At 70.4% G+C, this 24,196-nt stretch carries 22 protein-coding genes; 10 read left to right on the top strand and 12 right to left on the bottom strand.

The features are described from left to right. The 3 genes from ACFV9G_RS20140 to ACFV9G_RS20130 form a co-directional block, all read left to right on the top strand. Positions 1-973, top strand: a 973-nt coding sequence (locus tag ACFV9G_RS20140; RefSeq protein ID WP_378729310.1) for a carbohydrate ABC transporter permease, incomplete at its 5' end; no start/stop codon positions are given. Beyond that, positions 957-1,850: a sugar ABC transporter permease gene (locus ACFV9G_RS20135; protein ID WP_378729308.1), complete on the top strand. Its 894-nt coding sequence runs from the start codon at positions 957-959 to the stop codon at positions 1,848-1,850. The genes ACFV9G_RS20140 and ACFV9G_RS20135, both read left to right, overlap by 17 nt. 14 nt (positions 1,851-1,864) lie before the next feature. Continuing rightward, complete coding sequence (locus ACFV9G_RS20130; protein ID WP_378729306.1) at positions 1,865-3,475, top strand: glycoside hydrolase family 13 protein; 1,611 nt, start codon at positions 1,865-1,867, stop codon at positions 3,473-3,475. A 111-nt stretch (positions 3,476-3,586) separates the two neighbouring features. On the opposite strand, the gene ACFV9G_RS20125 is transcribed toward ACFV9G_RS20130, so the two are convergent. Beyond that, positions 3,587-4,390 (bottom strand): TrmH family RNA methyltransferase, encoded by an 804-nt coding sequence (locus ACFV9G_RS20125; protein ID WP_378729305.1) that lies wholly within the window; start codon positions 4,388-4,390, stop codon positions 3,587-3,589. A 7-nt stretch (positions 4,391-4,397) separates the two neighbouring features. Beyond that, entirely contained in the window at positions 4,398-5,624 is a 1,227-nt protein-coding gene (gene cobA / locus ACFV9G_RS20120) for a uroporphyrinogen-III C-methyltransferase (RefSeq protein ID WP_378729304.1), read from the bottom strand. Between the two features lie 82 nt (positions 5,625-5,706). Between cobA and ACFV9G_RS20115 the strand changes: the two genes are divergently transcribed. After that, a complete protein-coding gene (locus ACFV9G_RS20115) occupies positions 5,707-6,234 on the top strand; it encodes a YbhB/YbcL family Raf kinase inhibitor-like protein (protein WP_378729302.1) in 528 nt (175 codons plus the stop codon). A 33-nt stretch (positions 6,235-6,267) separates the two neighbouring features. Here ACFV9G_RS20115 and ACFV9G_RS20110 read toward each other — a convergent pair whose 3' ends face one another. The 3 genes from ACFV9G_RS20110 to ACFV9G_RS20100 all read right to left on the bottom strand — a co-directional run bounded on the left by ACFV9G_RS20110 (position 6,268) and on the right by ACFV9G_RS20100 (position 8,865). Further along, entirely contained in the window at positions 6,268-6,930 is a 663-nt protein-coding gene (locus ACFV9G_RS20110) for a response regulator (RefSeq protein ID WP_378729300.1), read from the bottom strand. A 118-nt stretch (positions 6,931-7,048) separates the two neighbouring features. After that, entirely contained in the window at positions 7,049-7,693 is a 645-nt protein-coding gene (locus tag ACFV9G_RS20105) for an FMN reductase (RefSeq protein ID WP_378729298.1), read from the bottom strand. Beyond that, a complete protein-coding gene (locus tag ACFV9G_RS20100) occupies positions 7,690-8,865 on the bottom strand; it encodes an LLM class flavin-dependent oxidoreductase (RefSeq protein WP_378729313.1) in 1,176 nt (391 codons plus the stop codon). Before ACFV9G_RS20100 ends, ACFV9G_RS20105 begins: the two co-directional genes overlap by 4 nt. A gap of 162 nt (positions 8,866-9,027) precedes the next feature. Between ACFV9G_RS20100 and ACFV9G_RS20095 the strand changes: the two genes are divergently transcribed. From ACFV9G_RS20095 to ACFV9G_RS20085, 3 genes are read left to right on the top strand one after another with little or no spacing between them, the layout of a single operon-like run. Next, the gene (locus tag ACFV9G_RS20095) at positions 9,028-9,825 is read left to right on the top strand and encodes an ABC transporter permease (protein ID WP_378729297.1); all 798 of its coding nucleotides are present in this window, start codon (positions 9,028-9,030) and stop codon (positions 9,823-9,825) included. Next, positions 9,818-10,624: an ABC transporter permease gene (locus ACFV9G_RS20090; protein ID WP_378729296.1), complete on the top strand. Its 807-nt coding sequence runs from the start codon at positions 9,818-9,820 to the stop codon at positions 10,622-10,624. The genes ACFV9G_RS20095 and ACFV9G_RS20090 overlap by 8 nt, the downstream gene beginning before the upstream one ends. 1 nt (position 10,625) lies before the next feature. Beyond that, positions 10,626-11,573 carry an ATP-binding cassette domain-containing protein gene (locus ACFV9G_RS20085; RefSeq protein ID WP_378729294.1) on the top strand — a complete coding sequence of 316 codons (948 nt, stop codon included), beginning with the start codon at positions 10,626-10,628 and terminating at the stop codon, positions 11,571-11,573. 10 nt (positions 11,574-11,583) lie between these two features. Here the strand turns inward: ACFV9G_RS20085 and ACFV9G_RS20080 are convergent, their stop codons facing one another. From ACFV9G_RS20080 to ACFV9G_RS20065, 4 genes are all read right to left on the bottom strand, one after another. After that, a complete protein-coding gene (locus tag ACFV9G_RS20080) occupies positions 11,584-12,123 on the bottom strand; it encodes a DUF1697 domain-containing protein (protein WP_378729293.1) in 540 nt (179 codons plus the stop codon). A gap of 68 nt (positions 12,124-12,191) precedes the next feature. Continuing rightward, positions 12,192-13,565, bottom strand: coding sequence for a condensation domain-containing protein (locus tag ACFV9G_RS20075; RefSeq protein ID WP_378729292.1), 1,374 nt, complete (start codon positions 13,563-13,565; stop codon positions 12,192-12,194). Continuing rightward, positions 13,546-14,988 carry a condensation domain-containing protein gene (locus tag ACFV9G_RS20070; RefSeq protein ID WP_378729291.1) on the bottom strand — a complete coding sequence of 481 codons (1,443 nt, stop codon included), beginning with the start codon at positions 14,986-14,988 and terminating at the stop codon, positions 13,546-13,548. Before ACFV9G_RS20070 ends, ACFV9G_RS20075 begins: the two co-directional genes overlap by 20 nt. Beyond that, positions 14,985-16,370, bottom strand: coding sequence for a condensation domain-containing protein (locus ACFV9G_RS20065; RefSeq protein WP_378729290.1), 1,386 nt, complete (start codon positions 16,368-16,370; stop codon positions 14,985-14,987). Before ACFV9G_RS20065 ends, ACFV9G_RS20070 begins: the two co-directional genes overlap by 4 nt. Before the next feature lie 290 nt (positions 16,371-16,660). Here ACFV9G_RS20065 and ACFV9G_RS20060 point away from each other — a divergent pair, with 290 nt between their 5' ends. Genes ACFV9G_RS20060 through ACFV9G_RS20050 form a run of 3 tightly spaced genes read left to right on the top strand, consistent with a single transcriptional unit; the run spans position 16,661 to position 20,373 of the window. Next, positions 16,661-18,013: a hypothetical protein gene (locus tag ACFV9G_RS20060; RefSeq protein ID WP_378729289.1), complete on the top strand. Its 1,353-nt coding sequence runs from the start codon at positions 16,661-16,663 to the stop codon at positions 18,011-18,013. After that, on the top strand, positions 17,986-19,404 hold the full coding sequence (locus tag ACFV9G_RS20055) for a hypothetical protein (protein ID WP_378729288.1): 1,419 nt from the start codon (positions 17,986-17,988) through the stop codon (positions 19,402-19,404). The genes ACFV9G_RS20060 and ACFV9G_RS20055 overlap by 28 nt, the downstream gene beginning before the upstream one ends. Positions 19,405-19,431: 27 nt before the next feature. Next, the gene (locus tag ACFV9G_RS20050; RefSeq protein ID WP_378729287.1) at positions 19,432-20,373 is read left to right on the top strand and encodes an alpha/beta hydrolase; all 942 of its coding nucleotides are present in this window, start codon (positions 19,432-19,434) and stop codon (positions 20,371-20,373) included. A 7-nt stretch (positions 20,374-20,380) separates the two neighbouring features. On the opposite strand, the gene ACFV9G_RS20045 is transcribed toward ACFV9G_RS20050, so the two are convergent. Genes ACFV9G_RS20045 through ACFV9G_RS20035 form a run of 3 tightly spaced genes read right to left on the bottom strand, consistent with a single transcriptional unit; the run spans position 20,381 to position 24,108 of the window. Beyond that, the gene (locus ACFV9G_RS20045; protein WP_378729286.1) at positions 20,381-21,910 is read right to left on the bottom strand and encodes an amino acid permease; all 1,530 of its coding nucleotides are present in this window, start codon (positions 21,908-21,910) and stop codon (positions 20,381-20,383) included. Positions 21,911-21,949: 39 nt separating this feature from the next. Next, the gene (eutC, locus tag ACFV9G_RS20040) at positions 21,950-22,711 is read right to left on the bottom strand and encodes an ethanolamine ammonia-lyase subunit EutC (protein WP_378729285.1); all 762 of its coding nucleotides are present in this window, start codon (positions 22,709-22,711) and stop codon (positions 21,950-21,952) included. Further along, positions 22,708-24,108, bottom strand: a complete 1,401-nt coding sequence (locus ACFV9G_RS20035; protein ID WP_378729284.1) for an ethanolamine ammonia-lyase subunit EutB — start codon at positions 24,106-24,108, stop codon at positions 22,708-22,710. Before ACFV9G_RS20035 ends, eutC begins: the two co-directional genes overlap by 4 nt. Between the last annotated feature and the right edge of the window lie 88 nt (positions 24,109-24,196).

Raw genomic sequence — 24,196 nt, 5'->3', positions numbered from 1 at the left:
CGCCGAGACCCCGCGGTCTCGGCGGCGGGCGCCCCGCCCCTTCCAGCGCGTGCGAGATTCCTACCAGCGCTACTGGTACGCCTACGCGATGGTCGCCCCCGTGGTGATCGTCCTCGGCGTGCTGGTCGGCTACCCGCTCCTGCGCGGCTTCTACCTGACCCTGACCGACGCCAACAGCCTCAACTCGGCACGCACCATCGGTGTCAACACGATCGACGCGACGTACAAGTTCATCGGTCTGGACAACTACGCCGAGATCCTGTGGGGCCCGGCGGCCTACGACCGCTTCTGGTCCCACTTCGTGTGGACGATCGTCTGGACCGTCACCTGCGTCCTCCTGCACTACGCGATCGGCCTCGGGCTGGCGATGCTGCTCAACCAGCGGCTGCGCGGGCGCGTGGCGTACCGGCTGCTGCTGATCCTGCCCTGGGCGGTGCCGACGTTCGTCACCGTCTTCGCCTGGCGGATCATGCTGGCCGACGCGGGCGTGATCAACTCGATGCTCGACACGATCGGTCTCGCCTCGCCGAGCTGGCTCGAGGACCCGACCTGGCAGCGTACGGCCGCGATCATGGTCAACACCTGGTGCGGCGTGCCGTTCATGATGCTCTCCCTGCTCGGCGGGCTGCAGTCGATCGACGAGAACCTCTACGAGGCGGCCGAGATCGACGGCGCCAACGCCTGGCAGCGGTTCCGCCACGTCACCCTGCCGGGGCTGTCGTCGGTGAGCTCGACCGTCGTGCTGCTCGGCGTGATCTGGACCTTCAACCAGTTCGCGATCATCTTCCTGCTCTTCGGCAACACCGCGCCGGACGCGCAGATCCTGGTCACCTGGGCCTATCGACTCGGGTTCGGGCAGCAGCCTCGCGACTTCGCCATGTCGGCGGCGTACGGCGTCCTCCTGCTCGCGATCCTGATCGTCTTCACGTCCTTCTACTACCGGTGGTTGAAACGCAATGACCAGCTCGCCTAGCACCATCGCGCCCACGACGACCACGCCCGGAAAGCGGCCGAGGCGACGCGGCGAGCTCAGCCCGGCCGCCCGGGTGGGCACGCACGTGACGCTCACGGTGGCGTCGCTGATCGCGCTGTTCCCCATCGTCTGGCTCCTCTACCTGTCCCTGGGACCGGACAAGGACGACTACCTCCACCCCGGCGGCATCTTCGCGAAGGCGACGCTGGACAACTACTCGTTCGTGCTGACCAACACCGCCTTCTTCAACTGGCTGTGGTCGACCCTGGTGGTCGCCGGGGGCACGACCCTGTTCGGCGTGATGTCGGCCGCGACGACCGGCTATGCGGTCTCCCGGATGCGGTTCCCCGGTCACCGGCCGTTGATGTGGGTGCTGCTGCTGACCCAGGCGTTCCCGATCGCCGTGCTGATCGTGCCGATGTACGAGATCTTCTCCCAGCTCCGCCTGATCGACTCGCACCTGGGCCTGATCCTGGTCAACTGCACCACGATCGTCCCCTACTGCTCCTGGCTGTTGAAGGGCTACTTCGACACCATTCCGATCGAGCTCGACGAGGCCGGCATGATCGACGGGCTCACCCCGTTCGGTACGTTCTGGCGGCTGATCCTGCCGCTGGCTCGTCCGGGCCTCGCGGTGGCCGCGTTCTACGCCTTCATCACCGCCTTCGCCGAGGTCGCCTTCGCTTCGACGTTCCTGCTCGACGACTCGAAGTACACCTTCGCGGTCGGGCTGCAGAGCTTCGTCAGCGAGCACGACGCGCAGTGGAACCTGATGGCCGCCACCGCTGTCCTCATCGCCATCCCCGTGACCATCTTCTTCTATCTCGTCCAACGACACGTCGTCACCGGTCTGACCGCCGGCGGTGTCAAGGGCTGAAAGGTTTCTCTCTCATGAGCACCGAATGGTGGCGCGACGCCGTCATCTACCAGGTCTACCCGCGCAGCTTCGCCGACAGCGACGGCGACGGCACCGGCGACCTTCCCGGGATTCGGTCCCGACTCCCCTACCTCCGCTCGCTGGGGGTCGACGCCGTCTGGCTGAGCCCGTTCTACGCCTCGCCGCAGGCCGACGGGGGCTACGACGTCTCCGACTACCGTGCGGTCGACCCGCGCTACGGGACGTTGGACGACGCTCGCGCGCTGATCTCTGCTGCCCATGAGCTGGGGCTGAAGCTCATCGCCGACATCGTCCCCAACCACTCCTCCTCGGAGCACGTGTGGTTCCAGCAGGCGTTGGCGGAGGGTCCCGGATCGCCGATGCGGTCGCGCTACCACTTCCTGCCCGGGCGCGGCGAGAACGGCGAGGAGCCGCCGAACGACTGGGACTCGATCTTCGGCGGTCCGGCGTGGACCCGGGTGGAGGACGGTGAGTGGTATCTGCACCTCTTCGCCCCCGAGCAGCCCGACTTCAACTGGAACTCACCCGAGGTGCACGCGGAGTTCCTGGACATCCTGCGGTTCTGGCTCGACCTCGGCATCGACGGCTTCCGCATCGACGTCGCCCACGGCCTGGTCAAGGCCGAGGGCCTGCCCTCCATCGGCCACGCGGACCAGCTCCACCTGCTCGGCAACGACGTGATGCCCTTCTTCGACCAGGACGGCGTCCACGAGATCTACCGGTCGTGGCGGAAGGTGCTGGCGGACTACCCGGGCCGGATCTTCGTCGCCGAGGCGTGGACCCCGACCGTGGCGCGGTCGGCCAACTACGTACGCCCTGACGAGCTGCACCAGGCCTTCAACTTCGAGTACCTCGACACCGCCTGGGACGCCGCGGCGCTGCGCAAGGTCATCGACAGCTCCCTGGACGCGATGCGGCCGGTCGGGGCTCCGGCGACCTGGGTGCTGTCCAACCACGACGTCACCCGGCACGCCACCCGGTTCGCCAACCCGCCGGGGTCGGGCACCCAGATCCGCACGGCCGGGGACCGTCCGCTCGGCCTTCGACGGGCTCGTGCGGCGACGCTGCTGATGCTCGCGCTGCCCGGTTCGGCGTACGTCTACCAGGGCGAGGAGCTCGGCCTCCCCGACGTCACCGACCTCCCCGACGAGGTCCGCCAGGACCCGTCCTTCCACCGCGCCAACGGCCAGGACGGCTTCCGCGACGGCTGTCGGGTGCCGCTGCCGTGGACCCGTTCCGGCTCGTCCTACGGCTTCGGCGACGGTGGCTCCTGGCTGCCGCAGCCTGCCGAGTGGGGCGAGCTGAGCGTCGAGGCCCAGACCGGCGTGGACGGCTCGACCCTCGAGCTCTACCGCTCCGCCATCGCCCTCCGCCACGAGACCTCCGGCCTCGGCGCCGGCGACGCCGTCACCTGGCACGACGAGGCCCCCGCCGGGGTCCTCTGGTTCGAGCGTGACGGTTTCGCGTGCACGGTCAACACCACCAAGGAGCCCGTACGCATCGCCGCCCCCGGCGACGTACTCCTCTCCTCCGCGGGCCCCATCCCGGTGACCGACGGCTCCGCCGACCTCCCCGGCGATACGACCGTCTGGTGGCAGCTCTAGCCGAGACCACCCCTCGCCGAGGCGTCGCCCCCGTCGGCCGAGTTGGCACTGCTGTGCTGGCTCGGCCGACGTACGTGACGGCTCGGCCGACGTACGTGACGCCTCGGCCGGTTAGCGGCGGGCGGTGACGTAGCAGGCGACGGCGGTGGCGGCGGCTACGTTGAGGGAGTCGATGCCGGCGGACATCGGGATGATGGCGCGGCGGTCGGAGGCCTGCTGCCAGCGAGGGGAGATGCCGTGGCCCTCCGAGCCGAGGACGAGGGCGATCTTGTCGACGCCTTCGACGGCCTTCTCGATGTCGACGGCGTCATCGGCCAGGGTCAGGGCGACGGTGGTGAAGCCGGCGGCGGAGAGAGACGGGAGCGCTTCGTACCAGTCCGGCAGGCGGGTCCACGGCAGCGCGAAGACCGCGCCCATCGCGACCTTGATCGAGCGGCGATAGAGCGGGTCGGCGCAGCGCGGCGAGAGCAGGACGGCGTCGAACCCCAGCGCGGCACCTGACCGGAAGATCGCGCCGACGTTGGTGTGGTCGACGATGTCCTCGAGCACCAGGACGGAGCGCGCACCCTCCAGCACCGACTCCACCGACGGCAGCGGTCGCCGCTTCAAGGAAGCCAGCGCACCACGATGCACATGGAACCCGGTCACCTCCTCGGCAGCCTTCTCGCTCATCACGTAGCACGGCGCATCAGTGGTGGCGAGCACGTCGGCGAGCCCGTCGAGCCACTTCGGCGCCATCAGGAACGAACGCGCCTCGAAGCCCCCGGTCACGGCGCGGCGTACGACCTTCTCACCCTCGGCCAGGAAGAGCCCCTCCGCGGACTCGAGGGACTTGCGCAGCTCGACGTCGCGCAGGTCGCGGTAGTCGGCGAGCCGTGGATCGGCGGGGTCGGATATCTCGATCAGGTCGGCCATGACGCGCTCAGAACGCGTCCGGGTGGGCGACGCGGACGACCTCGCCGACGACGATGATCGCCGGGGGCTGGACGTTCTCGTCGGCCAGGGCCTTCTCGAGGCTCTCGAGGGTCGCCAAGACCGTACGCTCCGTGGGCATCGTGCCGTCGCAGATGACCGCGACAGGGGTGCCGGGCTCGCGGCCACCATCGAGAAGAGCCGTCGCGATCGCTGGGGCGTTCTGGACGGCCATGAGAAGGACCAGGGTGCCACCCAGGCCCGCGACGGCGGACCAGTTGGTCAGGGACGTGGGGTCCCCCGGCGGGACGTGGCCGGAGATGACGGTGAACTCGTGCGCGACGCCGCGGTGGGTCACCGGGATCCCGGCGACGCCGGGCACCGTCACCGGCGAGGTCAGACCGGGGATGACGTGGACCGGCACGCCCGCCTCACGACAAGCCAGCACCTCCTCGAACCCGCGGCCGAAGATGAAGTTGTCACCGCCCTTGAAGCGCGCGACCGCCTTCCCCTCCAGGGCCGCCTCGACGATGATCCGGTTGATCTCCTCCTGCTGGGCCGAGCGGCCGCGGGGAAGCTTGGCGACGTCGACCAGCTCGACGTCGGCGGGGAGCTCGGAGAGCAGCTCGCGTGGCGCCAGCCGGTCGGCGACGACGATGTCGGCCTCCATCAGCGCCTTGCGGCCGGCGACCGAGATCAGCCCGGGGTCACCCGGCCCGCCACCGATCAAGGTCACCCCAGGCACGCGCTGACGCTCGTGCGGAGCGATCAGGTCACCGGAGCGCAGTCCGTCGAGGATCCGGTCGCGCACGCCCGCGGAGCGCCGCGGGTCACGGTTGGCCAGCACGGCGACGGTCAGGTCGCCGTCGTGTCCGGTCGCCGGGGTCCAGGCGGTGGCCTGGGTGCCGTCGTCGGAGCGTACGCAGAAGATCCGTCGCTCCTCCGCGGCGGCCGAGACCTCCTCGTTGACGTCGGCGTTCTGGGTCGCGGCGATGACGTACCAGGCGCCGTCGAGCACGTCGGCCGAGAAGCGGGCCTGGTGCCAGGTGATCTCGCCCGAGCCGAGCAGCCCCTCCAGGGCGGGGGTCAGCGACGGCGAGACGACCTCGACCCGCGCCCCCGCGGCGATCAGCGCAGGCACGCGCCGTTGCGCCACCCGGCCACCACCCACGACGACCACCCTGCGTCCCTCCAGGATGAGACCGGCGGGATAGGGAACGGCATGCTCAGAACTCATGGGTACATCCTCGCCCAACACCGGGCCGCGGCCTGACAACGGGTCGATTCGCGGACTACCCACGTGGGCTACGTTGGTGGGCATGGCACTCGATCGTCCGGTGAAGCCGGATCCCTACTCCCTCATGCCCGCCCTACCCGCCTTCACACTGACCAGCGAGGACGTGACCGACGGCCAGCCGCTGAAGCAGGACCAGGTCTACGACGGCGGCAACACCTCCCCGCAGCTCGGCTGGAGCGGCGCGCCCGCGGGGACGAAGTCGTACGTCATCACCTGCTTCGACCCCGACGCACCCACCCCCAGCGGCTTCTGGCACTGGGCACTGGTCGACGTCCCCGCCGACGTGACCGAGCTGCCGGCCGGCGCCGGGGCCGGCACCGCCGAGCTCCCGGGCAAGGCGTTCCACGTCGCGTCCGACTTCGGCACCAAGGAGTTCGGCGGCGCCGCTCCCCCGGCCGGCGACCAGGTCCACCGCTACTACTTCGTCGTCCACGCCGTCGGCGAGGAGACCCTGGGCGTCGATGACGAGGTCACCCCGGCGGTGGTCTCCTTCAACCTGGCCTTCAAGGCCCTGGCCCGCGCCGTCGTGGTGGGCACCTACCAGCACTGAGCTACGACGGCGGGAGCCCCAGGGCTCCCGTCGTCAGCCGGTCGCGAGGTGGGTCAGCAGCGTCGGCGTACGGCGGTGCTCGACGTCGCCGGGCAGGCCGAAGGCGAGGAACATCTCGCTCAGACACCGCTCGAACTGCCGCCTGCCGCTGAAGAACCTGCTGATGATCGCGCGCTCGGGGAACCCGGCCTGGATCATGCCCAGCACCTCGCTCTGCCTCGTCGTCAGCCTCGCCATCGCCTCGGGATCGGCATCGGGCGACGCTTCGACCATCCGCGAGATGACCTCGGGGTCGACCACGACCTCACCCGACGCCACCCGGCCGACGACGTCGAGGAAGTGCGGGACGGTGCGGACGCGGGACTTGCGCAGGTAGCCGAGACCGCCGGTGCCGACGCTGGCGAAGACCGCAGCGGCGTACGCCGTGTCGACCGAGTCCGCGAGCACCACGATGCCCATCTCCGGCACCTTCTCGTGCAGTCGGATCGCGGCTCTGACCCCCTCGTCGGCCGGACCCAGCCGGGCGTCGGTGACCACCAACGTGGGCAGCGTGTCGGTCGCGGCCTGGACGAGCGCCTCGCCGTCACCGGCGTCGGCGACCACCTGGTAGCCACCGCGCGCGAGCAGGGCCGTGAGTCCAGCACGAAGGAGAGGCGACGCGTCGGCAACGACGACGCTCGGCTCATAGCTGGGCACAACGGCTCCGCTCGGTGCTGGGGGTAGCGGTCGAGACGCATTCTGTCGCACTTCCTCGCAAACCCCCGGTATCTCGGCTCCGTGTTCGCATCGGCAGCCGAACGAAGCCCCCGGGCGGTCAGTACTCCGGCGGACCTTCGGAGGCTCGCTTGAGCAGCGTCTCGAAGGACGTCGGGTTGGCGAACTCGTCCTCCACCAGCGTCCGGTGCGGCGCCGGGGAGGGCAGGTCGCCGCCCACTGCCAGCAGGGCGGCCAGCTCGGTGGCGGCACGGTCGACCCGCTTGGGCAGCTCCGGGCCACCAGCGAAGTCCTCGGTGGCGGCGAAGACCCCGGTCGGGACGACCACGGCGTGCAGGTAGGCGAAGAGCGGCCGCAGCGCGTGCTCGAGCACCAGCGAGTGCCGGGCGGTGCCGGCGGTGGCGGCGATCAGGACCGGCTTCGCGTCGAGGACGCCCTGCTCGAGTACGTCGAAGAACGTCTTGAACAGGCCCGAGTAGGAGGCCGAGAAGACGGGCGTCACCGCGATGACGGCGTCGGCACGGCGTACCTGGTCGATGGCCGTCTGGAGCGCCGGCTTGGCGAACCCGGTGAGCAGGTTGTCGGTCAGCTCGTGCGCCAGGCCGCGCAGCTCGATGTGCTCGACCTGGACCTCCGCGCCCCGGGCCTGCACGGCCCGGGTCGTGGCGTCGCCGAGCATGTCGGCGAGCAGCTTGGTCGAGGACGGGACCGAGAGCCCCGCGGAGACCACGACGATCCGGGTCACAGCTCCCCCTCGAGCACCTTGGCGACCTCGGGGTCGGTCAGGTCGCGGTCGGAGGAGCCGGTGGCGGAGTCGCCCTCGGCGTAGACGGTCGAGTCCTTCGCGCCGCCGGCCTTCTCCACCAGGGAGGCGTGGGTCGGGGCGTCGGGGACACCGGGCTTGCGCAGCTTGTCGAACTCGGCGCGCAGGGTCGGGAGGATCTCGCCGTAGAGGTCGAGCTGCTCCAGCACCGTCTTCAGCGGCAGCCCGGCGTGGTCGAGCAGGAAGAGCTGGCGCTGGTAGTCACCGACGTACTCGTGGAACGAGAGCGTCCGCTCGATGACCTGCTGCGGCGAGCCGACGGTCAGGGGGGTGGCCTCGGTGAAGTCCTCCAGCGAGGGGCCGTGGCCGTAGACCGGGGCGTTGTCGAAGTAGGGCCGGAACTCGTCGACCGCGTCCTGGGAGTTGGGCCGCATGAAGAACTGCCCGCCCAGCCCGACGATGGCCTGGTCGGCGGTGCCGTGGCCGTAGTGCTCGAAGCGCTGCCGGTAGAGCTGCACCATCTGCTTGGTGTGCGAGGCCGGCCAGAAGATGTGGTTGTGGAAGAAGCCGTCGCCGTAGTACGCAGCCTGCTCAGCGATCTCGGGCGAGCGGATCGAACCGTGCCAGACGAACGGCGCGACGCCGTCCAGCGGCCGCGGCGTCGAGGTGTAGCCCTGCAGCGGGGTCCGGAACCGGCCGGACCAGTCGACGACGTCCTCGCTCCACAGCCGGCGCAGCAGGGCGTAGTTCTCGACCGCCAGGTTGATGCCCTGGCGGATGTCCTTGCCGAACCAGGGGTAGACCGGGCCGGTGTTGCCGCGGCCCATCATCAGGTCGACGCGACCGTCGGTGAGGTGCTGGATCTTGGCGTAGTCCTCCGCGATCAGCACCGGGTCCGTGGTGGTGATCAGCGTGGTCGCCGTGCTCAGGATGATGTTCTCGGTCTTGGCACCGATGTAGGCCAGCGTCGCAGTCGGGTTGGAGGCGATGAACGGCGGGTTGTGGTGCTCACCGGTCGCGAAGACGTCCAGGCCCACCTCCTCGGCGTGCTTGGCGATCTCGACGGTCGCCTTGATGCGCTCGTGCTCCGTCGGGGTCCTGCCGGTCGTCGGGTCCATCGTGACGTCACCGACGGTGAAGATGCCGAACTGCATACCCATGGTTCCCTGCCCCTTTCGTGGACTCTTCCACGATAGTTGAAATCCGAACTACTCGGCAAACAGTTGCTGGATCAACCTTATTCCAGGAAACCCCTTGGCGTTCGCAGGCCCTGTTGTGCCAACGTACGTCAGGTGTCCGGGGCGCTGCATGCACAGATGAGTCTGTACGCCGCGATCGCGACCAGGTCCTTCCGCCGCTACTCGACCTACACCGTGGCGACGCTCGCCGGGATCTTCACCAACTCGGTCTTCGGCATCATCCTCAGCTTCGCCTACCTGGCGCTGTGGGAGCAGAATCCGTCGGCCGGCGGCTACCAGGCCGACCAGGCGGTGACCTTCGTCTGGATCGGGCAGGCGCTGCTGATGACCATCGCGCTGTGGAACGGCGGATCGACCGACGACCTGGCCGAGCGGATCCGCAACGGCGACATCGCCGTCGACCTCTACCGTCCCGTCAGCGTGCTCGGCTGGTATCTGGCCGCCGACCTCGGCCGGGCGCTCTACCACTTCGCGACCCGGGGCGTGGCCCCGACGATCATCGGCGCACTGCTGTTCGGGCTGGTCATGCCCTCCCCCGCCGGTGCGGTCGGCTTCCTGGTCAGCGTGGCGCTCGCGGTGGTGGTCAGCTTCGCCGTCCGGTTCCTCTTCGCCGCCAGCGCGTTCTGGCTCCTGGACGCGACCGGCCCACGGGTCCTGCTGAGCGTGCTGGCCACCTTCTTCAGCGGGCTGACGCTGCCGCTCAACCTCTTCCCCGACGGCCTGCGCCAGGTCGCACTGGCGCTGCCGTTCGCCTCCTACATCCAGACCCCGGCCGACATCTGGCTGGGCCGCCACACCGGGCTCGACATGCTCGCCGCGATCGGGCTGCAGGTTCTGTGGGCGGTCGTCCTGCTGGGGACGTGCGCGCTGGTGCTGCGCGCGGCGACCCGCAAGGTGGTGGTCCAGGGTGGTTGAGGTCGCTCATGCGGTGCGCTCCTACTGGCTGATCGCGCTGCTGTGGATCCGGGCGTCGATGGCCTATCCGGTCTCGTTCTGGACGATGACCGTCGGCGGGGTGCTGATCACCTTCCTCGACTTCGTGGCGATCTGGCTGATGTTCAGCCACATCGACTCCTACGGCGGCTTCACCCTGCGCGAGATCGCGCTGCTCTACGGGGTCACCTCGATCGCGTTCCGCGTCGCCGACATGCTGGTCGGGAGCGTGGAGAGGATCGGTCAGAAGGTACGCACCGGGGACCTGGACGCGATGATGACCAAGCCGGTCCCGGTGCTGGTGCAGCTGTGCGCCGACCGGTTCGAGCTGCGCCGGCTCGGCCAGATCGCCCAGGCCGTCGCGGTGTTCGCGTGGGCCGCGCCGATCGTCGAGTGGACCCCGCAGCGGCTGGCGGTGCTCGTGATGGCGCTGGTCTCGGGCGTGGTCATCTACTTCTGCGTGTTCGTGACGTTCTCGACGATCCAGTTCTGGACCCTGGACGCCTCCGAGTTCGCCAACGCCTTCACCTACGGCGGGAACACGATCATGCAGTACCCGATGACGATCTTCCCGCGCGAGGTCGTCCGGTCGCTGACCTACCTGCTGCCGCTGGCGTTCGTGAACTGGTACCCCTGCCTGTTCCTGCTCGGCCTCCACGACCCGTTCGGTGCCCCGGACTGGTTCCGCTTCGCCTCTCCCCTGGCCGCGCTCGTGCTGGTCGGCGTGACCACGCTGGTGTGGCGCCAGGGGCTTCGCCGCTACCGATCGACAGGGAGCTGATGTGTCGCTGATCGAGGTGCGGGACCTGTCCCGCGAGTTCACGATCCGCAAGAGAGCGGGTCGTCTGAGACGTACGTCGGTGGTGAAACAGGCCGTCCACGACCTCTCCTTCCAGATCGATGCCGGTGAGATGGTCGGCTACATCGGCCCGAACGGCGCCGGGAAGTCGACGACCATCAAGATGCTCACCGGCATCCTGGTGCCCTCCGGCGGGTCGGCGCGGGTGGCCGGGCTGGAGCCCTCCCGCCAGCGCCGGGAGCTCGCCCGGCGGATCGGGGTGGTCTTCGGGCAGCGTACGTCGCTGTGGTGGGACCTGCCGCTGCGCGACTCCTTCGAGCTGCTGCGACGGATCTACCGGATCGGTGACCAGACCTTCCACCGCAACCTGGACGACCACGTCGCCCTGCTCGACCTCGGTGACCTGATGGACACCCCGGTGCGGCAGCTCTCCTTGGGGCAGCGGATGCGGGGCGACATCGCCGCCGCGCTGCTTCACGACCCCGAGATCCTCTACCTCGATGAGCCCACGATCGGCCTCGACGTGATCTCCAAGGGACGTCTGCGGGAGTTCCTACGCGCCCTCAACCGCGAGCGCGGCACCACCCTGATGCTCACCACGCACGACCTGCAGGACATCGAGGCGCTCTGCGACCGGGTCATCGTCATCGACCACGGCACCGCCGTCTTCGACGGCCCGCTGCCCTCCCTGCGAGCCAACGGCGACGCCTCTCGCACCCTCGTCGTCGACCTCGTCGACGAGGCCTCCCCGATCGCCATCGACGGCGCCACGGTCGTCAAGGTCGAAGGCCCTCGCCAGTGGCTCGCCTTCCCCGCCGGCGCCTCCGCCGCTCCTCTGGTCTCGCAGGTCGCCGCGGCGTACGACGTCGCCGACCTCTCCATCCACGAGCCCGACATCGAGGACGTCATCCGGCAGCTCTACTCGCGCTGAAGCTGAGCGGCTACTCGTCGAGCATCTGGAGCAGACGCGTGGTGGTGCGCCAGGTCCACACGGTCATCTGCTGGAACACCGGCATGCTCATGAACTTGGTGATCCGGGTCTTCGTCGCCCGGTCCGCGACGCGGGAGAAGTAGAGAGCGCCGGGGCCCGGGGCGATCGAGTCGACGCCCTCCCGCAGCTCGGGTACCTGGCCCATCGCAGCCTCGACGGTCAGCGGCCGCTTCAGGAAGAACACGTCGCTGCGCAGATCGGGCGAGCCGTGGTCCGCCGGGGCGGATGCGATGGTGTCGGCGAGCTCGTCCCGGGATCGCACCACCGTCGGGATCGCCACCTCGAACGCGGTCGCGAGCAGGTCGTCGAGCGCGGTCTCCAACGCGGCTCCGTCCGAGAGCGCGGCGTCGAACAGGACGTTTCCGCTCTGCAGGTGCGTGCGTACGTTCGCGTAGCCGGCGTCGAGGAAGCAGGCGGCCAGCGCCTGCATCGCGACCGGATTCCGTCCACCGACGTTGATGCCTCGCAGGAGGGCGACGTAGGACGGCATCAGGGGTGTACGCGTTCGACGGCCATCTGCCTGACGATAGTTGCCGCCAATCGCCGGCACTAGCTGATTCAGGGCTCGGCGCGGAGGATGGTGAGGTCGTCGGGCTGGCGGGAGAGGTCTTCGAGGGTGTGGCGCAGGCGGTCCAGGAGTGCGGCGACGGAGGCTGCGGCGACCGCGGTGTCGGGGTAGCGGACACGGACGGCGAGGCCGGTATGGGTCCGGGCGAACCAGATCTGGACGTCGTCTGCCTGGGTGGAGGCCGAGATGTGCTGGGCGTCGAGGTCGAGGTGGGCCGAGCCACCGGGGACGTGGCGGTAGTCGACCCAGGAGACGACGAAGACGTCGCTGCGGGTCTGCACCAGCGGCTCGGTGAGCGAGCCGAGGACCTGGTCGAGCGGCACCGACCCGAGACGTACGCCCTGACGGACTGCGTCGCCGGCCTCGGCCAGACCCAGGTCGGTGAGCGAGGCGGGGACGGTGAGCGGGACGGTGGTGGTGTACCAGCCGATCGAGCGGGTCAGCGCCTCCGCGGAGCGGGTGGAGACCGGCGCCATCGTGTCCAGCCGGTCTCCGCCGCCGAGATCCGAGATCGCGGTGGCGAGGGCGGCCAGCACGGCGGCGTACGTCGATGCGCCGCTGTTGCGGGCGCGGGTGCCGATGCGCTCCATCAGGGCGGCGTCGGCCAGCGGAGCGACGGCCGTGGCCTGGGTGGCCCGCTCCCCCGGCTCGAGGCCGAGCGGGAGCGGGAAGGTCGGCAGCCGGTGGTCGCGACCGCTCAGGAACTCGCTCCAGCCACGGAGCAGCGGGTCGTCGGCGGCTACCCAGGCGGGACCGTCGTCTCCCTCGGCGACGGCGTCGAGGAACGACGTCACCGGCGGCAGCGACGGCTCCTCGCCGCTCTCGGTGAAGGCGGCGTAGAGGTGGGCGAGCTCGTCGACCGCGACGGCGACCGAGTGCGCGTCGCAGTGCAGGTGGTCCATGCCGAGGACGATCGTGGATCGGTCGGGGCGGGAGATCGCGGCCGGCAGGAAGGCCGGGTAGGCGAAGGGGCCGCACCGTTCGTCGAGGGCGGCGTGCAGTGCGGCGCGGGTCTCCTCGACGGTGCTGGTGTGACCGACGGTGGCGACCGACCAGGTCAGCGTGCCGGGGTGGTGGCGGAGGGCCCGCGGTCCCTCGGACCCGGCGACGACCTCGAGCTGCAGGCTGCCGTGGCGGGCGAGGAAGGCGCGCCAGGTGCGCGAGAGCGCGACCGGCTCGATGGGCCCCTCGACGTCGAAGGCGGCCGCCAGCCAGACGGTCGGTGCCCCGGCCGTCGCGCCCGCGAGGTGGTTGCGCTGGTTGAGCGAGAGCTCAGCGGGCGCACCACGACCAGGCGCGGCGAGGTCCCAGCGGAGCAGCGTGCCCGGCCGCGGCGCCCACAGGTCAGCGGTCGTGACCAGCATGTCCGGTCCCGATGATCGCTTCGGCATCGACAGGACGCACCGACAGGCCGAGACCGGCGAGGACGTCGTGGACGGCCTCGAAGAAGGTCGCCACAGCCCGTCCGCCCTGCTCGGTGTCGGGGCTCTGCGTGGCCAGCTCGAAGCGGTCCTCGAAGCGGTTGACCCACAGGCTCGCGTTGGCGGTGCGGCCCTCGCCGGTGAAGTGCAGCCCGGTGTCGAAGGGAGTGGTCCCGGCGCCGGGGAACTTGCGTACGTCCAGGTAGGAGACCATCTGCGGGCTCGCCAGCTCGGTCGGCGCGAGCACCCCGCCGGCGACCATCGCGCCGAGCGGCACGTGGACCGGGGTCCTGGCCAGCTCACGAGCCACGCCGAAGGCCTTCTCCGCGCCGAGCACGGTCTCGGCGAAGGTCTCCCCCACCGGCATCGAGACGGGAGCGAAGTTGCAGAACCAGCCGTGCGACATCGCGGTCTGTGGCGACCGGGTGCCCAGCACGGTGATGCCCAGATAGTCGGAGGCGCCGGTCAGTCGCTGCTCGGCGTGGGCCAGCAGCGCGAAGACGCCGCTGGTGAACCGCCCGCCGGCGGCACGGCACACCGACTCGAGCGCCTCCACCGCCTCGCCCTCGAGAGCGGTCCAGCGCCGGATCCGGACCGGCGCGGTCTCGCCCGCGGCCAGCCCGAGGTCGACCGGGAACCGCGGCAGCCGCCCGTCGTGGCGGGAGACGATGTCGGCCCACTCGCGGACTGCCGGTGTCTCCGCGTCGCACTCGGCGGCCAGCTGCTGCTCGGCGGCCGCGTACGTCACGAAGCTCTCGGCCTCCGGCAAGTCCGGCGACGGGGCTCCCAGGGCGGCGGCATAGGCGGCGCCGAGCTCGGCCGGGACCATCAGCTGCGAGGCGCCGTCGGTGAAGGCGTGGTCGCAACCCCAGAAGTAGCTGAAGCCGTCCTCGCGCACGATCGCGCCGAGCAGGAACGGGGTCCAGGAGTCGGGACGGCACCGCTCGTCCCACAGGCTGACCAGGAGGTCCTGCCAGCCGCCGGACCAGTCGGCCGGCGCCTCGACCTCGACGGCCTCGAAGGCGACCGCCTCGGCCGGTACGAGGTGCCGGACCGGCGCATCGCCGGTGAGGTCGAACCAGGTCCGCAGCCCCTCGTGGCGCCTCACGAACGAGGTCAGCGCCTCGACGTAGGCCGGGGCCGAGAAGGCGACGGCGAACTCGCCCGCGGTGCCGGTCCAGGCCCGGTGAACGCCACCGGAGGCGACCTTGGCACGGTAGGCGTTGAGGTGGTCGGCCTGCAGGAACGAGGGCGCCCCGGGAGAGACAGGCGCGGCATCAGCCGCCGCTTGACACTGCGCCGTCGGTCGCAGCACCACCACGCGACCCTCCACCGGAGAAAGCTCCGCGAGCGCCCCGATCCTCATGCGGTGCCCTCCAGCTCGGCGGTCTCGGGCCGCGCGATCTCCTCGAAGAGCGAGCTCATCCCGCCGATCAGGTCGCGCACGACCCGCTCGGCGGCGACGGTCTCCGGGTAGCGCGTCGAGACGTTGAGACCGTCCCGGTCACGCACGAGCCAGAGATAGACCTCGTCGTCGGCGCGGACGGGTGCACGCAGCGTACGGGCGTCCCAGGAGCTCCAGCGCTCGGCGCCGGGGATGAAGCGGGTGTCGACGAAGGTGACCACGAAATGGGGTGCATCGTCGACGCCGAGGAGGTCCGCGACCCGCGCGAAAGGCTGCGGGACCAGCGGCTTCGTCTCGGCGAGCGCGGCCTGGACGCGGGCGGCGACCTCGGGCAGCGTCGACGCCCCGGAGATGTCGAGGGTGACCGGGACGAGGCCGACGTACCAACCGACAGCCGCGGCGTGCTCGGCGGTGTAGCGGGTGTGCATGGGCGCCACGAAACGCATCCGCTCCACGCCGTACCGGGCCCGCAGGACGTACGCCATCGCGCCCATCATCCCGGCCTGGAAGGAGACGCCGGCGCTCTTGCACAGCTCGCCCAGGACCCGGGCCTGGCGGGGGTCGCCGAGCCACTGCGACAGGCTGGCCTGCGGCAGGGGCTCCGCCGAGGCCGGTACGTCGGTGATGCCCGTGACCGGGAAGTCGGCGAACCGCAGCCGACCGTCAGGACGAGTCAGCCAGTCGCGCCAGACCTGCACGGACTCGCTCTCCAGCGACATCGCGTCGCCGGTGATCCGCTCCGCGGCGGCGTGGTCGATGTGGCTGCCGGTGGTGGCAGCGGCCAGCTCCGCGAACGGCTCGCCGGCCAGCGCCCGCTCGTAGAGCGAGGCGACCTCCTCGAACCAGAGCAGCTGGGAGTAGGCGTCCATGACGCCGTGGTCGGCGCCGAAGACCAAGGTGAAGCCGTCGGCGTCGGCCACCGTCGCGAAGACGACGTAGGGCCAGGCCGAGGGGTCGATGTGGTCGGCGAGGAAGTCCGAGACCCAGCCCCGGGCGTCCTCGCCGTCGAACCGGCCGAGAACGGTCGTGGTCACCGACACGTCCGCGGGGGCGACCGCACGACGCTGCCGGCCGGTCGGCGTCTCCTCGACGGTCCCGCGCAACGCCTCGTGGCGACCGATCCAGGCCCGGAGGGCGAGGCCGAGCGCCGTCTCGTCGAGCCGCCCGTGGACCCGCATGATCGAGCCGATCCAGGAGCCCGCCTCGGCGGTGTCGAGGTGCAGCTCGTGATTGTGGGACAGTCGGCGGTCGTCGTCGACCCAAGCACTCGGCTCCGCGGTCGGAATCCACGCGGTCACCTCGCCCGGGGGTACGTCGTACGCGGACAGCTCGGTGTACTCCATCGGAGGTGGAGTTCCTCTCTGAGGTGGGGGCTCATGTGCAGCACAACGCCATCTCAGGGACCCGAACGAACCTCAAGAACGCCGTAGCCCGAGAAGGCGTACTGCCTGGGACGACAGCGATGTCGTCCCACGTCGCGGCCTATTGTGCACACAGGTCCGCCCTCGGTTTCGAGCACCCCTGGACGTGGTAATTCCCACACCAACCAAATTGCCCCTGGGGGTTTACATGCGGTATCGACTCCGCTTGACTCCTCCCTCTTGGCCGCCCGCCCTATCTCGAGGACTCCCCCATGCCCGCTGCCACCCGTGCGCCGATCGACAACTCCGGTCGCCTGCAGTTCGCCGACGATCTCTTCGCCCGCCGTCATCGCGGTCTCGGAAGTCCGATCGCCAACCAGTGGATCTGGCGGATGAACAGTCCCTACGACGCCGAGCGGCTGCGCTACATCGCTGCCGGCCTGGCCGAGGGCGGGCTGTCGCGACTGCTGCACCGGGCGAAGTTCCCGGGCGCTCGCGACCTGTGGACCAACTCCGACCGCGACCCGTCGATCGAGCTCTACGACGAGGTCCTCCCCGTCGCCGAGATCACCGGCTGGCTCCAGGAGCGTCACAGCGACCACCTCGACCCGCACGAGGGCCTGACCTACCGGCTGACCGCGATCAACCTCGACGACGGCACCTCGGTCGTCTCGATGCTGCTCGCCCACGCCGTCGGCGACGGTGGCTCCGTCCTCGACGCCGTGTCCAGGGCCGCTCGCGGCGAGCCGCTGCGGCTCCCGCCCGCGCCCGCCACGGGCTGGGACCGCGTCCGTGCCGAGGCCGCCGACAGTCGAGCGCAATGGCGCGCCGTCCGCGACTGGACCAAGGCCCGTCGTCAGGCGAAGAAGGACGGCACCGCGGCCCTGGCCACCAAGGCACCGCGGGTCTACCCGGAGGCCACCCCGAACCCGGCGCCCGAGACCTGGCGGATGCCGCGGATGATCGCCGAGTTCGACACCGAGGCGATGACGAAGATCGCCGCCGAGCACGGCGGCTCGACCAACGCCTGGTTCATCAACGTGGTCGCCGACCTGCTCGTCCGCATCGACCACGTGCCGGTCGACCGGGGCGACGTCCCGGTCTCGCTGCCGATGAGCGACTTCCAGCCCGGGGACGTACGCTCCAACTCGACGCGCGTGGCCATGGTCGAGGTGCCCCGCGACGTGCTGGACGCGCGCGATCTCGCTGCGATCAAGAAGCTCTCCAAGGCCGCCTACATCCGCCTCGGCCAGGCCGGTCCGGGGCTGGTCCCGGTGCCGCTGGCGATGATGCAGATGCTCCCCGACGCGGTGCTCGACAAGCTTCCGCAGCCGCCGGCGGCCGCGTGCATGGCCTCCAACCTGCCGCAGCTCCCCGACGACTACCGCTACGCGATGGGCCAGGACGTACGCCTCGTGGCCGGGCTCGCCGGCTACCAGAACGCCACGGCCCAGGATGCCTACGACGTCGGTGGCGGGATCATCTCTTGGCTGATCCAGTCGGGACCGCGTACGACGCTCAACCTGGTCGCCGCCGAGCCGGACCGCGTGCCCGACCTGGGCTTCCTCGAGAACCTGGTGGTCGAGGAGCTCGGCTCATGGGGTCTGAGCGTCGAGGTGTGGTGATGCTGCCGCCCGCGAGCCTCGGTGCCCGCCCGGCGCCGTTCACTCCCCAGCCGACCAACCGGCTGACCTACGACGACGAGGTCTTCCTCCGGACTGCGACCGTGATCGGGGTCCCGGTGGTCGCCCAGAGTGCCTGGAGGTTCCCGGCGGAGATCCCGGTGGAGGCCGTCCAGGAGGTCGTCGAGGAGCTGGCCAGGGGTCCGCTCAACCGGCTGGTGGTGCGCCCCCGCGCCATCGGCGCGCGCTCGCGCTGGGTGCCGGCGACGACGGCCGAACCGGTCCGTCTGCACCCCGACCGGATCAAGCCCGACCAGGTCATGGCCTGGCTCGACACCACCGCCGACGAGGTGCCGTTCGACCCGGTCGCGGGACCGCTGTGGGCGTTCTTCATGGCGCACACCACCGACGGCGGCACGGTCGTGACCTACAACGCCTCCCACATCGTCTGCGACGGCGGGATGAAGCTCGGTGCGCTGGTCGCGGCCGTACGCCGCCAGCCCCTGCCCCGCCTCCCCATGACTGAAGCGGAGGCCGAGGGCACCCGGAAGGACGATCGGCGCGACGCGCGCACGATGGCCCGCGCCGCCGCTCGCGGCCTGCGGGCGGCCCGGAAGGCCGGGAAGCCCCCGGTGCTGGAGGCCCAGTCCTCCGAGAAGCGGCCGCTGCCCGCCCCGCAGCCCGACGACGACGTCGTCCAGGAGGTCGCCTTCGCCGGCGCCGACTGCCCCGCCGAGGAGTGGAACGCGGCCGTGGAGCGGGCCGGTGGCACCTCCAACGCGCTGCAGGTCGCGATCTCGGTCGAGGTGCTCCTCGAGGCCGGGATCGTACGCCCCGGCGAGCCGGTCAAGATGTCGCTGCCCGTCTCGATGCGCGGCGAGGGCGACCTGCGCTCCAACGCCACCTCGGGCGTCTCGATCGCGGTCGAGACCGAGCTGCGCGACGGCGTCGGCCGGGTCACCGATCTCGCCCACATCCGGGAGCGCTCGAAGAAGGAGTTCTCCGCTCTCTTCAAGGGCACCCGCCCCGACCCGATCGCGCACATCGCACCGCTGGCGCAGATGATCCCGGACAGGCTCGCCAAGCCGCTGCTCAAGGGGGTCGTCACGCCGCTCGGTCTCGCCTCCAACCTGGGCCGGCCCGACCCCGACTTCGTGGCGCCGTTCGGCGTGGCCGCCGACTCGATCCTCTTCCGCGCGCTGGCGCTCGGCGCGACCCGGGGCGAGCTGCGCCGGATGCGTGGGGGCGTCACGTCGTGGTGGAGCGAGGTCGGAGCGACCTGCACCTTCGGCATCCGGGCGCTCGACCCCGACGCGATCCCCGACTCCGAGCGCCTGAAGGAGATCGTGACCACCGTCTACGGACGTTGGGGCCTGGTTCCTGCCTTCTGGTAACGCACAGCCTGGTGAGAGGATGCGTTCATGACGATCGACGTACTCGGTGACCCCTACACCGTGGAGACCATCGAGCTCGCGGACGACTTCGAGGGCACCGTCGTGGCCACGCTCGTCAAGCGGCCGGCCGACGGCGACGCCAAGGGTGCCGTCCTCTACGTCCACGGGTTCTCCGACTACTTCTTCCAGAAGGAGTACGCCGAGTGGTGGACCGCCCGCGGCTACGACTTCTACGGTCTCGACCTGCGCAAGTACGGTCGCTCGCTGCGTGAGCACCAGTCGGGGACGTACGTCGGTGATCTGGCTGAGTACTTCGACGAGATCGACGCGGCCTGGGAGCGGATCACCGAGCGCGACGGCCACTCCAAGGTCATGCTCAGCGCCCACTCCACCGGCGGACTGACGGTCTCGCTGTGGGCCGACGATCGGCAGCCCGACGCCCTGGCCGGGATGGTGCTCAACTCGCCGTGGCTCGACCTGCAGGGCTCGTTCCTGCTGCGCGAGGTCGCCACCCCGGTCGTGCGCCGGGTCGGCCACCGGGCCCCGATGCGCGAGCTCGGCCGCGACGTCAGCGGCTTCTACACCATGTCGCTCCACGTCGAGCACGACGGCGAGTGGGAGTTCGACCTCGGCCTCAAGCCGGTCGGCTCCTACCCGATCCGGCTCGGCTGGCTCAAGGCGATCCGCGACGGCCACTCCCGGCTCCATCGGGGCCTGAACGTAAAGGCCCCCGTGCTGGTCCTCTCCTCGGACCGCTCCAGCAAGCCGAAGGCGATGGGCGAGCTCGTCCACTCGACCGACATCGTCCTCGACGTGCGCCAGATCCGCCGCTGGTCGACCGCGATCGGCAGCCACGTCACCTACATCGCGGTCCCCGGGGCGAAGCACGACGTCATCCTGTCCCGCCCCGAGGTCCGCAAGCAGGCCTACGCCGAGATCGAGCGCTGGCTGGCTGCGTACGGCGTCTGAGCCCGGCTCAGTCGAGGGTTGTCTTCGGACCCTTGAACCACGTCCGCGCCGAGAGCCTCCACCACAGGGCGAGCACGATCAGCGAGCCGATGGTGAGGACCGGCGCGTAGTTGACCGACTTCCAGGAGAAGTCGTCGCTGGTGATCCAACCGGACGGCACGAACGGCAGGATGAAGTAGACCGAGATGACCGCGATCTCGGCGACGGCGACCAGGTTGAGCCACTTGTAGTGCCGGCCCAGGGTCCACTGCCCGGTCTCGAAGGAGTCCCCGGCCTTCCAGCGCAGGAAGATCGGGATCGCGAAGGCGAGGTAGAGGCCGATCACCGCGACCGAGGTGATCGCGTAGAAGGCCAGCGGGATGCCCCCGACGCCCCACAGCGCGGGGAGGGTGATGACCGCTCCGACGACCGCGACCAGGAGCACCGCGTTGACCGGGACCTTCCTGGTCTCGTTGACCTTCGCCCACAGCGACGAGCCCGGGACCGCGCCGTCGCGAGCGAAGGCGTACGTCATCCGGGAGGCGCTGGTCAGGCAGGCGGTGGTGCAGAAGAGCTGCCCGGCGGTGGAAATCAGCAGCACCACGAAGTGCCAGGAGGTGGGCAGCGCCTGGCCGAAGATCACGTCGACCGCGCCGCCGCCCGCGCTCACGCCCTCGGGGTCCTGCACGGCGAAGACGAACGCGAGCAGCAGGACGTACCCGCCGACCGCGGAGTAGAAGATCGAGCGCCAGATCCCCTTGGCGGCGCCGTCGGCGGCACCCTGGGTCTCCTCGGAGAGGTGTGCGGAGGCGTCGAAGCCGGTGATCGTGTACTGCGTCAGCAGGAACCCGAGCGGGAGCACCAGGAACCAGTATTTCGCGTCGGCGTAGCCGGAGTTGTTGATCCGCTCGGTGAAGACATAGGCGATGCTCTGGTGGTGGTCGGGGACGATGACCAGCACCAGGACCACGACCGCTGCACCGGCGACGTGCCACCACACCGAGATGTTGTTGATGACGGCCAGCAGGTGGCTGGAGAAGATGTTGGCGAGCGCGGCCAGCACCAGGATGGCCAGGAAGATCAGGTAGACACGGCCCAGGGAGTAGCCCTCCGCCCAGCCCTGGCTCAGGGTCGAGAGGGTCAGGTCGAGGAAGGTGGCGGCACCGTACGCCACGCTCGCGGTCACCGCGAGCAGCCCGATCAGGTTGAGCCACCCGGTGAAGAAGCCCGCGGCGGGTCCGCCGAGCTTGGCCGCCCACCAGTAGATGCCGCCCGAGGTCGGGTACGCCGAGACCAGCTCGGACATCGTGAAGCCGATGATCAGGATGAGGCCCGCGATGATCGGCCAGCCCCACGAGATGGCCACCGGACCGCCGTTGTTCCAGGCCTGTCCGAACGTGGTGAAGCAGCCGGCGAGGATCGAGATGATCGAGAACGAGATGGCGAAGTTCGAGAACCCCGACCAGGTGCGGGCCAGCTCCTGCTTGTAGCCGAGCCTGGCCAGATGTGCTTCGTCGTCGAGCTGGACCGGCTCGACGGTTTCGTGTGCCTCGGGCATGGCACGCCTCCGGATCTCGTGGGGGTGGAGATCGTGAGGCTAGGAATCGTCCGTGGCGGCTGCGGTCGCGCCAGGTAACGGCCCTGTGAAAGATCCGTCCTTGAGCGCCACGCCGGTCGCGCCGAGCTCGCGGGCCCCGGCGATCAGGCTCACGATGGTGCGCGCGGCACTCGCGTGGTCCAGGCCGTGGGGCGGCCGGATGTTGGAGATGCAGTTGCGGGCCGAGTCGAGCACGCCCGGCCGCGGGTCCCAGGTGAGGTAGGCCCCCAGCGAGTCGCTGGAGGAGAGCCCTGGCCGCTCGCCGATCAGCACCAGGACCAGGGGTGCGCCGAGCGCCTTCCCGATGTGGTCGCCCAGGGCCACCCGGGCCTGGGTGGCGACCACCGGCGCGGCGACGGTCGTGGCGCTGTCGAGCAGCGGGAGCAGGTGCTCCAGGAGCGGCACCGCGTGCTTCGCGACCGCCTCGGCGGAGAGTCCGTCGGCGATCACGATCGCGAGGTCGGGAGTCTCCTCCGGGAGGTCCAGCCCTCCCGCTTCCGGGATCCGGCCGAGGTCGGGCCTCGTGAGGTACGTGGCGCGGTCAGGTGCCGCGGAGGCGACCACGCGTGGCGTACCGAGGTCGAGGTCGGTCAGGCGCTCGACGAGGGCGTCGACGTCGAGCGGGAGATGGACCGCGTCGCGTGCAGCCGCGTGCGCGGCACCGAAGGCCAGGACCTCGGCGGTCGGGACGGCGTTGCCGGCCCGGCCGAGGCCGATCCGCACCGGCGTGGCCCGGCGCAACGGCTCCCAGAAGTCACTCACCGGGCCAGCTCCTTCAGCAATGTGGTGGCCGGGTCGACGTGACGTACGGAGCCGTCGGGGTCGAGCAGGCCGGCCGCGGCCAGCCATTCCTCGAGCTCCGGCGCGGGGCGCTTGCCGAGGACCTGGCGGGCGTAGAGGGCGTCGTGGAAGGAGGTCGACTGGTAGCCGAGCATGACGTCGTCGGCGCCCGGGACGGCCATCACGTAGGTGCAGCCGGCGACGCCGAGCAGGGTGAGCAGGTTGTCCATGTCGTCGGAGTCGGCCTCGGCGTGGTTGGTGTAGCAGACGTCGACGCCCATCGGGACGCCCAGCAGCTTGCCGCAGAAGTGGTCCTCCAGCCCCGCCCGGATGATCTGCTTGCCGTCGTAGAGGTACTCGGGACCGATGAAGCCGACCACCGTGTTGACCAGGAACGGCTTGAACGCCCGCGCCACCCCGTATGCCCTGGCCTCCAGGGTCTGCTGGTCGACCGGTCTGCCGCCGCGGCCGAGGTGGGCGCCGGTGGAGAGCGCCGAGCCCTGACCGGTCTCGAAGTACATCACATCGTTCCCGACGGTCCCCCGATCCAGCGACCGGGCGGCCTCGTCGGCCTCCGCCAGCATCGCCAAGGTCACCCCGAAGCCCTCGTTGGCGCCTCGGGTGCCGCCGATCGACTGGAACGGCAGGTCGACCGGCAGCCCCGCCTCGATCAGGTCGATCGTCGTGGTGACGTGCGTCAGGACGCAGCTCTGCGTGGGGATCTCGTAGCGCAGACGCACGTCGTCGACGAGCCGGAGCAGGTCGGCGACCGTACGCGGGTTGTCCGAGGCGGGGTTGATGCCGATCAGCGCGTCCCCGGAGCCGAGGAGCAGCCCGTCCAGGATCGAGGCCGCGATCGCTCCCGGATCGTCGGTGGGGTGGTTGGGCTGCAGCCGGGTCGACAACCTCCCCCGCAGGCCCATCGTGGTGCGGAACCGGGTCACCACCTCGGTGGCCGCGGCCACCGTGATCAGGTCCTGGTTGCGCATGATCTTGGACACCGCCGCCACCATCTCCGGGGTCAGCCCGGGCGCGAGGGCGGTCAGGGCCGCGGTGTCGCGACGGGCGGCGGCGTCGAGCAGCCACTCCCGGAAGGCACCCACGGTGAGGTCGCTGACCTGGGCGAACGCGTCCATGTCGTGCGTCTCCAGGATCAGCCGGGTGACGTCGTCGGACTCGGCCGGGACCACCTGCTCCTCGAGGAAGATGCTGAGCGGGAGATCGGCCAGCACCATCCGCGCCGCGACCCGCTCGGTGTCGGACCGCGCGGCGCAGCCGGCCAGGACGTCGCCGGAGCGCAGGGGCGTCGCCCGCGCCATCACTTCGACCAGGCCGTCGAACTCGAAGCCGTGCCCGTGGAGACTCTGCCGGTAGCGCATGAGATCAACGGTAGAGCCGCAATATTTCCGCGATGTGGCCGTGGAGCATGAACACGGTGGGCCCGGGTACCAGGGTCGGCGGAGGAGA

The sequence above is a fragment of the Nocardioides sp. NPDC059952 genome, assembly GCF_042730435.1.
GTDB lineage: Bacteria > Actinomycetota > Actinomycetes > Propionibacteriales > Nocardioidaceae > Nocardioides.
Note: the sequence above shows the minus strand (reverse complement) of the source record. Positions and strands in the feature narration are given on the sequence as shown.

What these genes read in the sequence shown, in the direction of transcription:
- ACFV9G_RS20135 (WP_378729308.1), top strand. Translation starts at nt 957, where the DNA reads ATGACCAGCTCGCCTAGCACCATCGCGCCCACGACGACCACGCCCGGA.
- ACFV9G_RS20130 (WP_378729306.1), top strand. Translation starts at nt 1,865, where the DNA reads ATGAGCACCGAATGGTGGCGCGACGCCGTCATCTACCAGGTCTACCCG.
- ACFV9G_RS20125 (WP_378729305.1), bottom strand. Translation starts at nt 4,390, where the DNA reads ATGGCCGACCTGATCGAGATATCCGACCCCGCCGATCCACGGCTCGCC.
- cobA (WP_378729304.1), bottom strand. Translation starts at nt 5,624, where the DNA reads ATGAGTTCTGAGCATGCCGTTCCCTATCCCGCCGGTCTCATCCTGGAG.
- ACFV9G_RS20115 (WP_378729302.1), top strand. Translation starts at nt 5,707, where the DNA reads ATGGCACTCGATCGTCCGGTGAAGCCGGATCCCTACTCCCTCATGCCC.
- ACFV9G_RS20100 (WP_378729313.1), bottom strand. Translation starts at nt 8,865, where the DNA reads ATGCAGTTCGGCATCTTCACCGTCGGTGACGTCACGATGGACCCGACG.
- ACFV9G_RS20095 (WP_378729297.1), top strand. Translation starts at nt 9,028, where the DNA reads ATGAGTCTGTACGCCGCGATCGCGACCAGGTCCTTCCGCCGCTACTCG.
- ACFV9G_RS20080 (WP_378729293.1), bottom strand. Translation starts at nt 12,123, where the DNA reads ATGCCGTCCTACGTCGCCCTCCTGCGAGGCATCAACGTCGGTGGACGG.
- ACFV9G_RS20075 (WP_378729292.1), bottom strand. Translation starts at nt 13,565, where the DNA reads ATGCTGGTCACGACCGCTGACCTGTGGGCGCCGCGGCCGGGCACGCTG.
- ACFV9G_RS20070 (WP_378729291.1), bottom strand. Translation starts at nt 14,988, where the DNA reads ATGAGGATCGGGGCGCTCGCGGAGCTTTCTCCGGTGGAGGGTCGCGTG.
- ACFV9G_RS20065 (WP_378729290.1), bottom strand. Translation starts at nt 16,370, where the DNA reads ATGGAGTACACCGAGCTGTCCGCGTACGACGTACCCCCGGGCGAGGTG.
- ACFV9G_RS20060 (WP_378729289.1), top strand. Translation starts at nt 16,661, where the DNA reads ATGCCCGCTGCCACCCGTGCGCCGATCGACAACTCCGGTCGCCTGCAG.
- ACFV9G_RS20055 (WP_378729288.1), top strand. Translation starts at nt 17,986, where the DNA reads ATGGGGTCTGAGCGTCGAGGTGTGGTGATGCTGCCGCCCGCGAGCCTC.
- ACFV9G_RS20050 (WP_378729287.1), top strand. Translation starts at nt 19,432, where the DNA reads ATGACGATCGACGTACTCGGTGACCCCTACACCGTGGAGACCATCGAG.
- ACFV9G_RS20045 (WP_378729286.1), bottom strand. Translation starts at nt 21,910, where the DNA reads ATGCCCGAGGCACACGAAACCGTCGAGCCGGTCCAGCTCGACGACGAA.
- ACFV9G_RS20035 (WP_378729284.1), bottom strand. Translation starts at nt 24,108, where the DNA reads ATGCGCTACCGGCAGAGTCTCCACGGGCACGGCTTCGAGTTCGACGGC.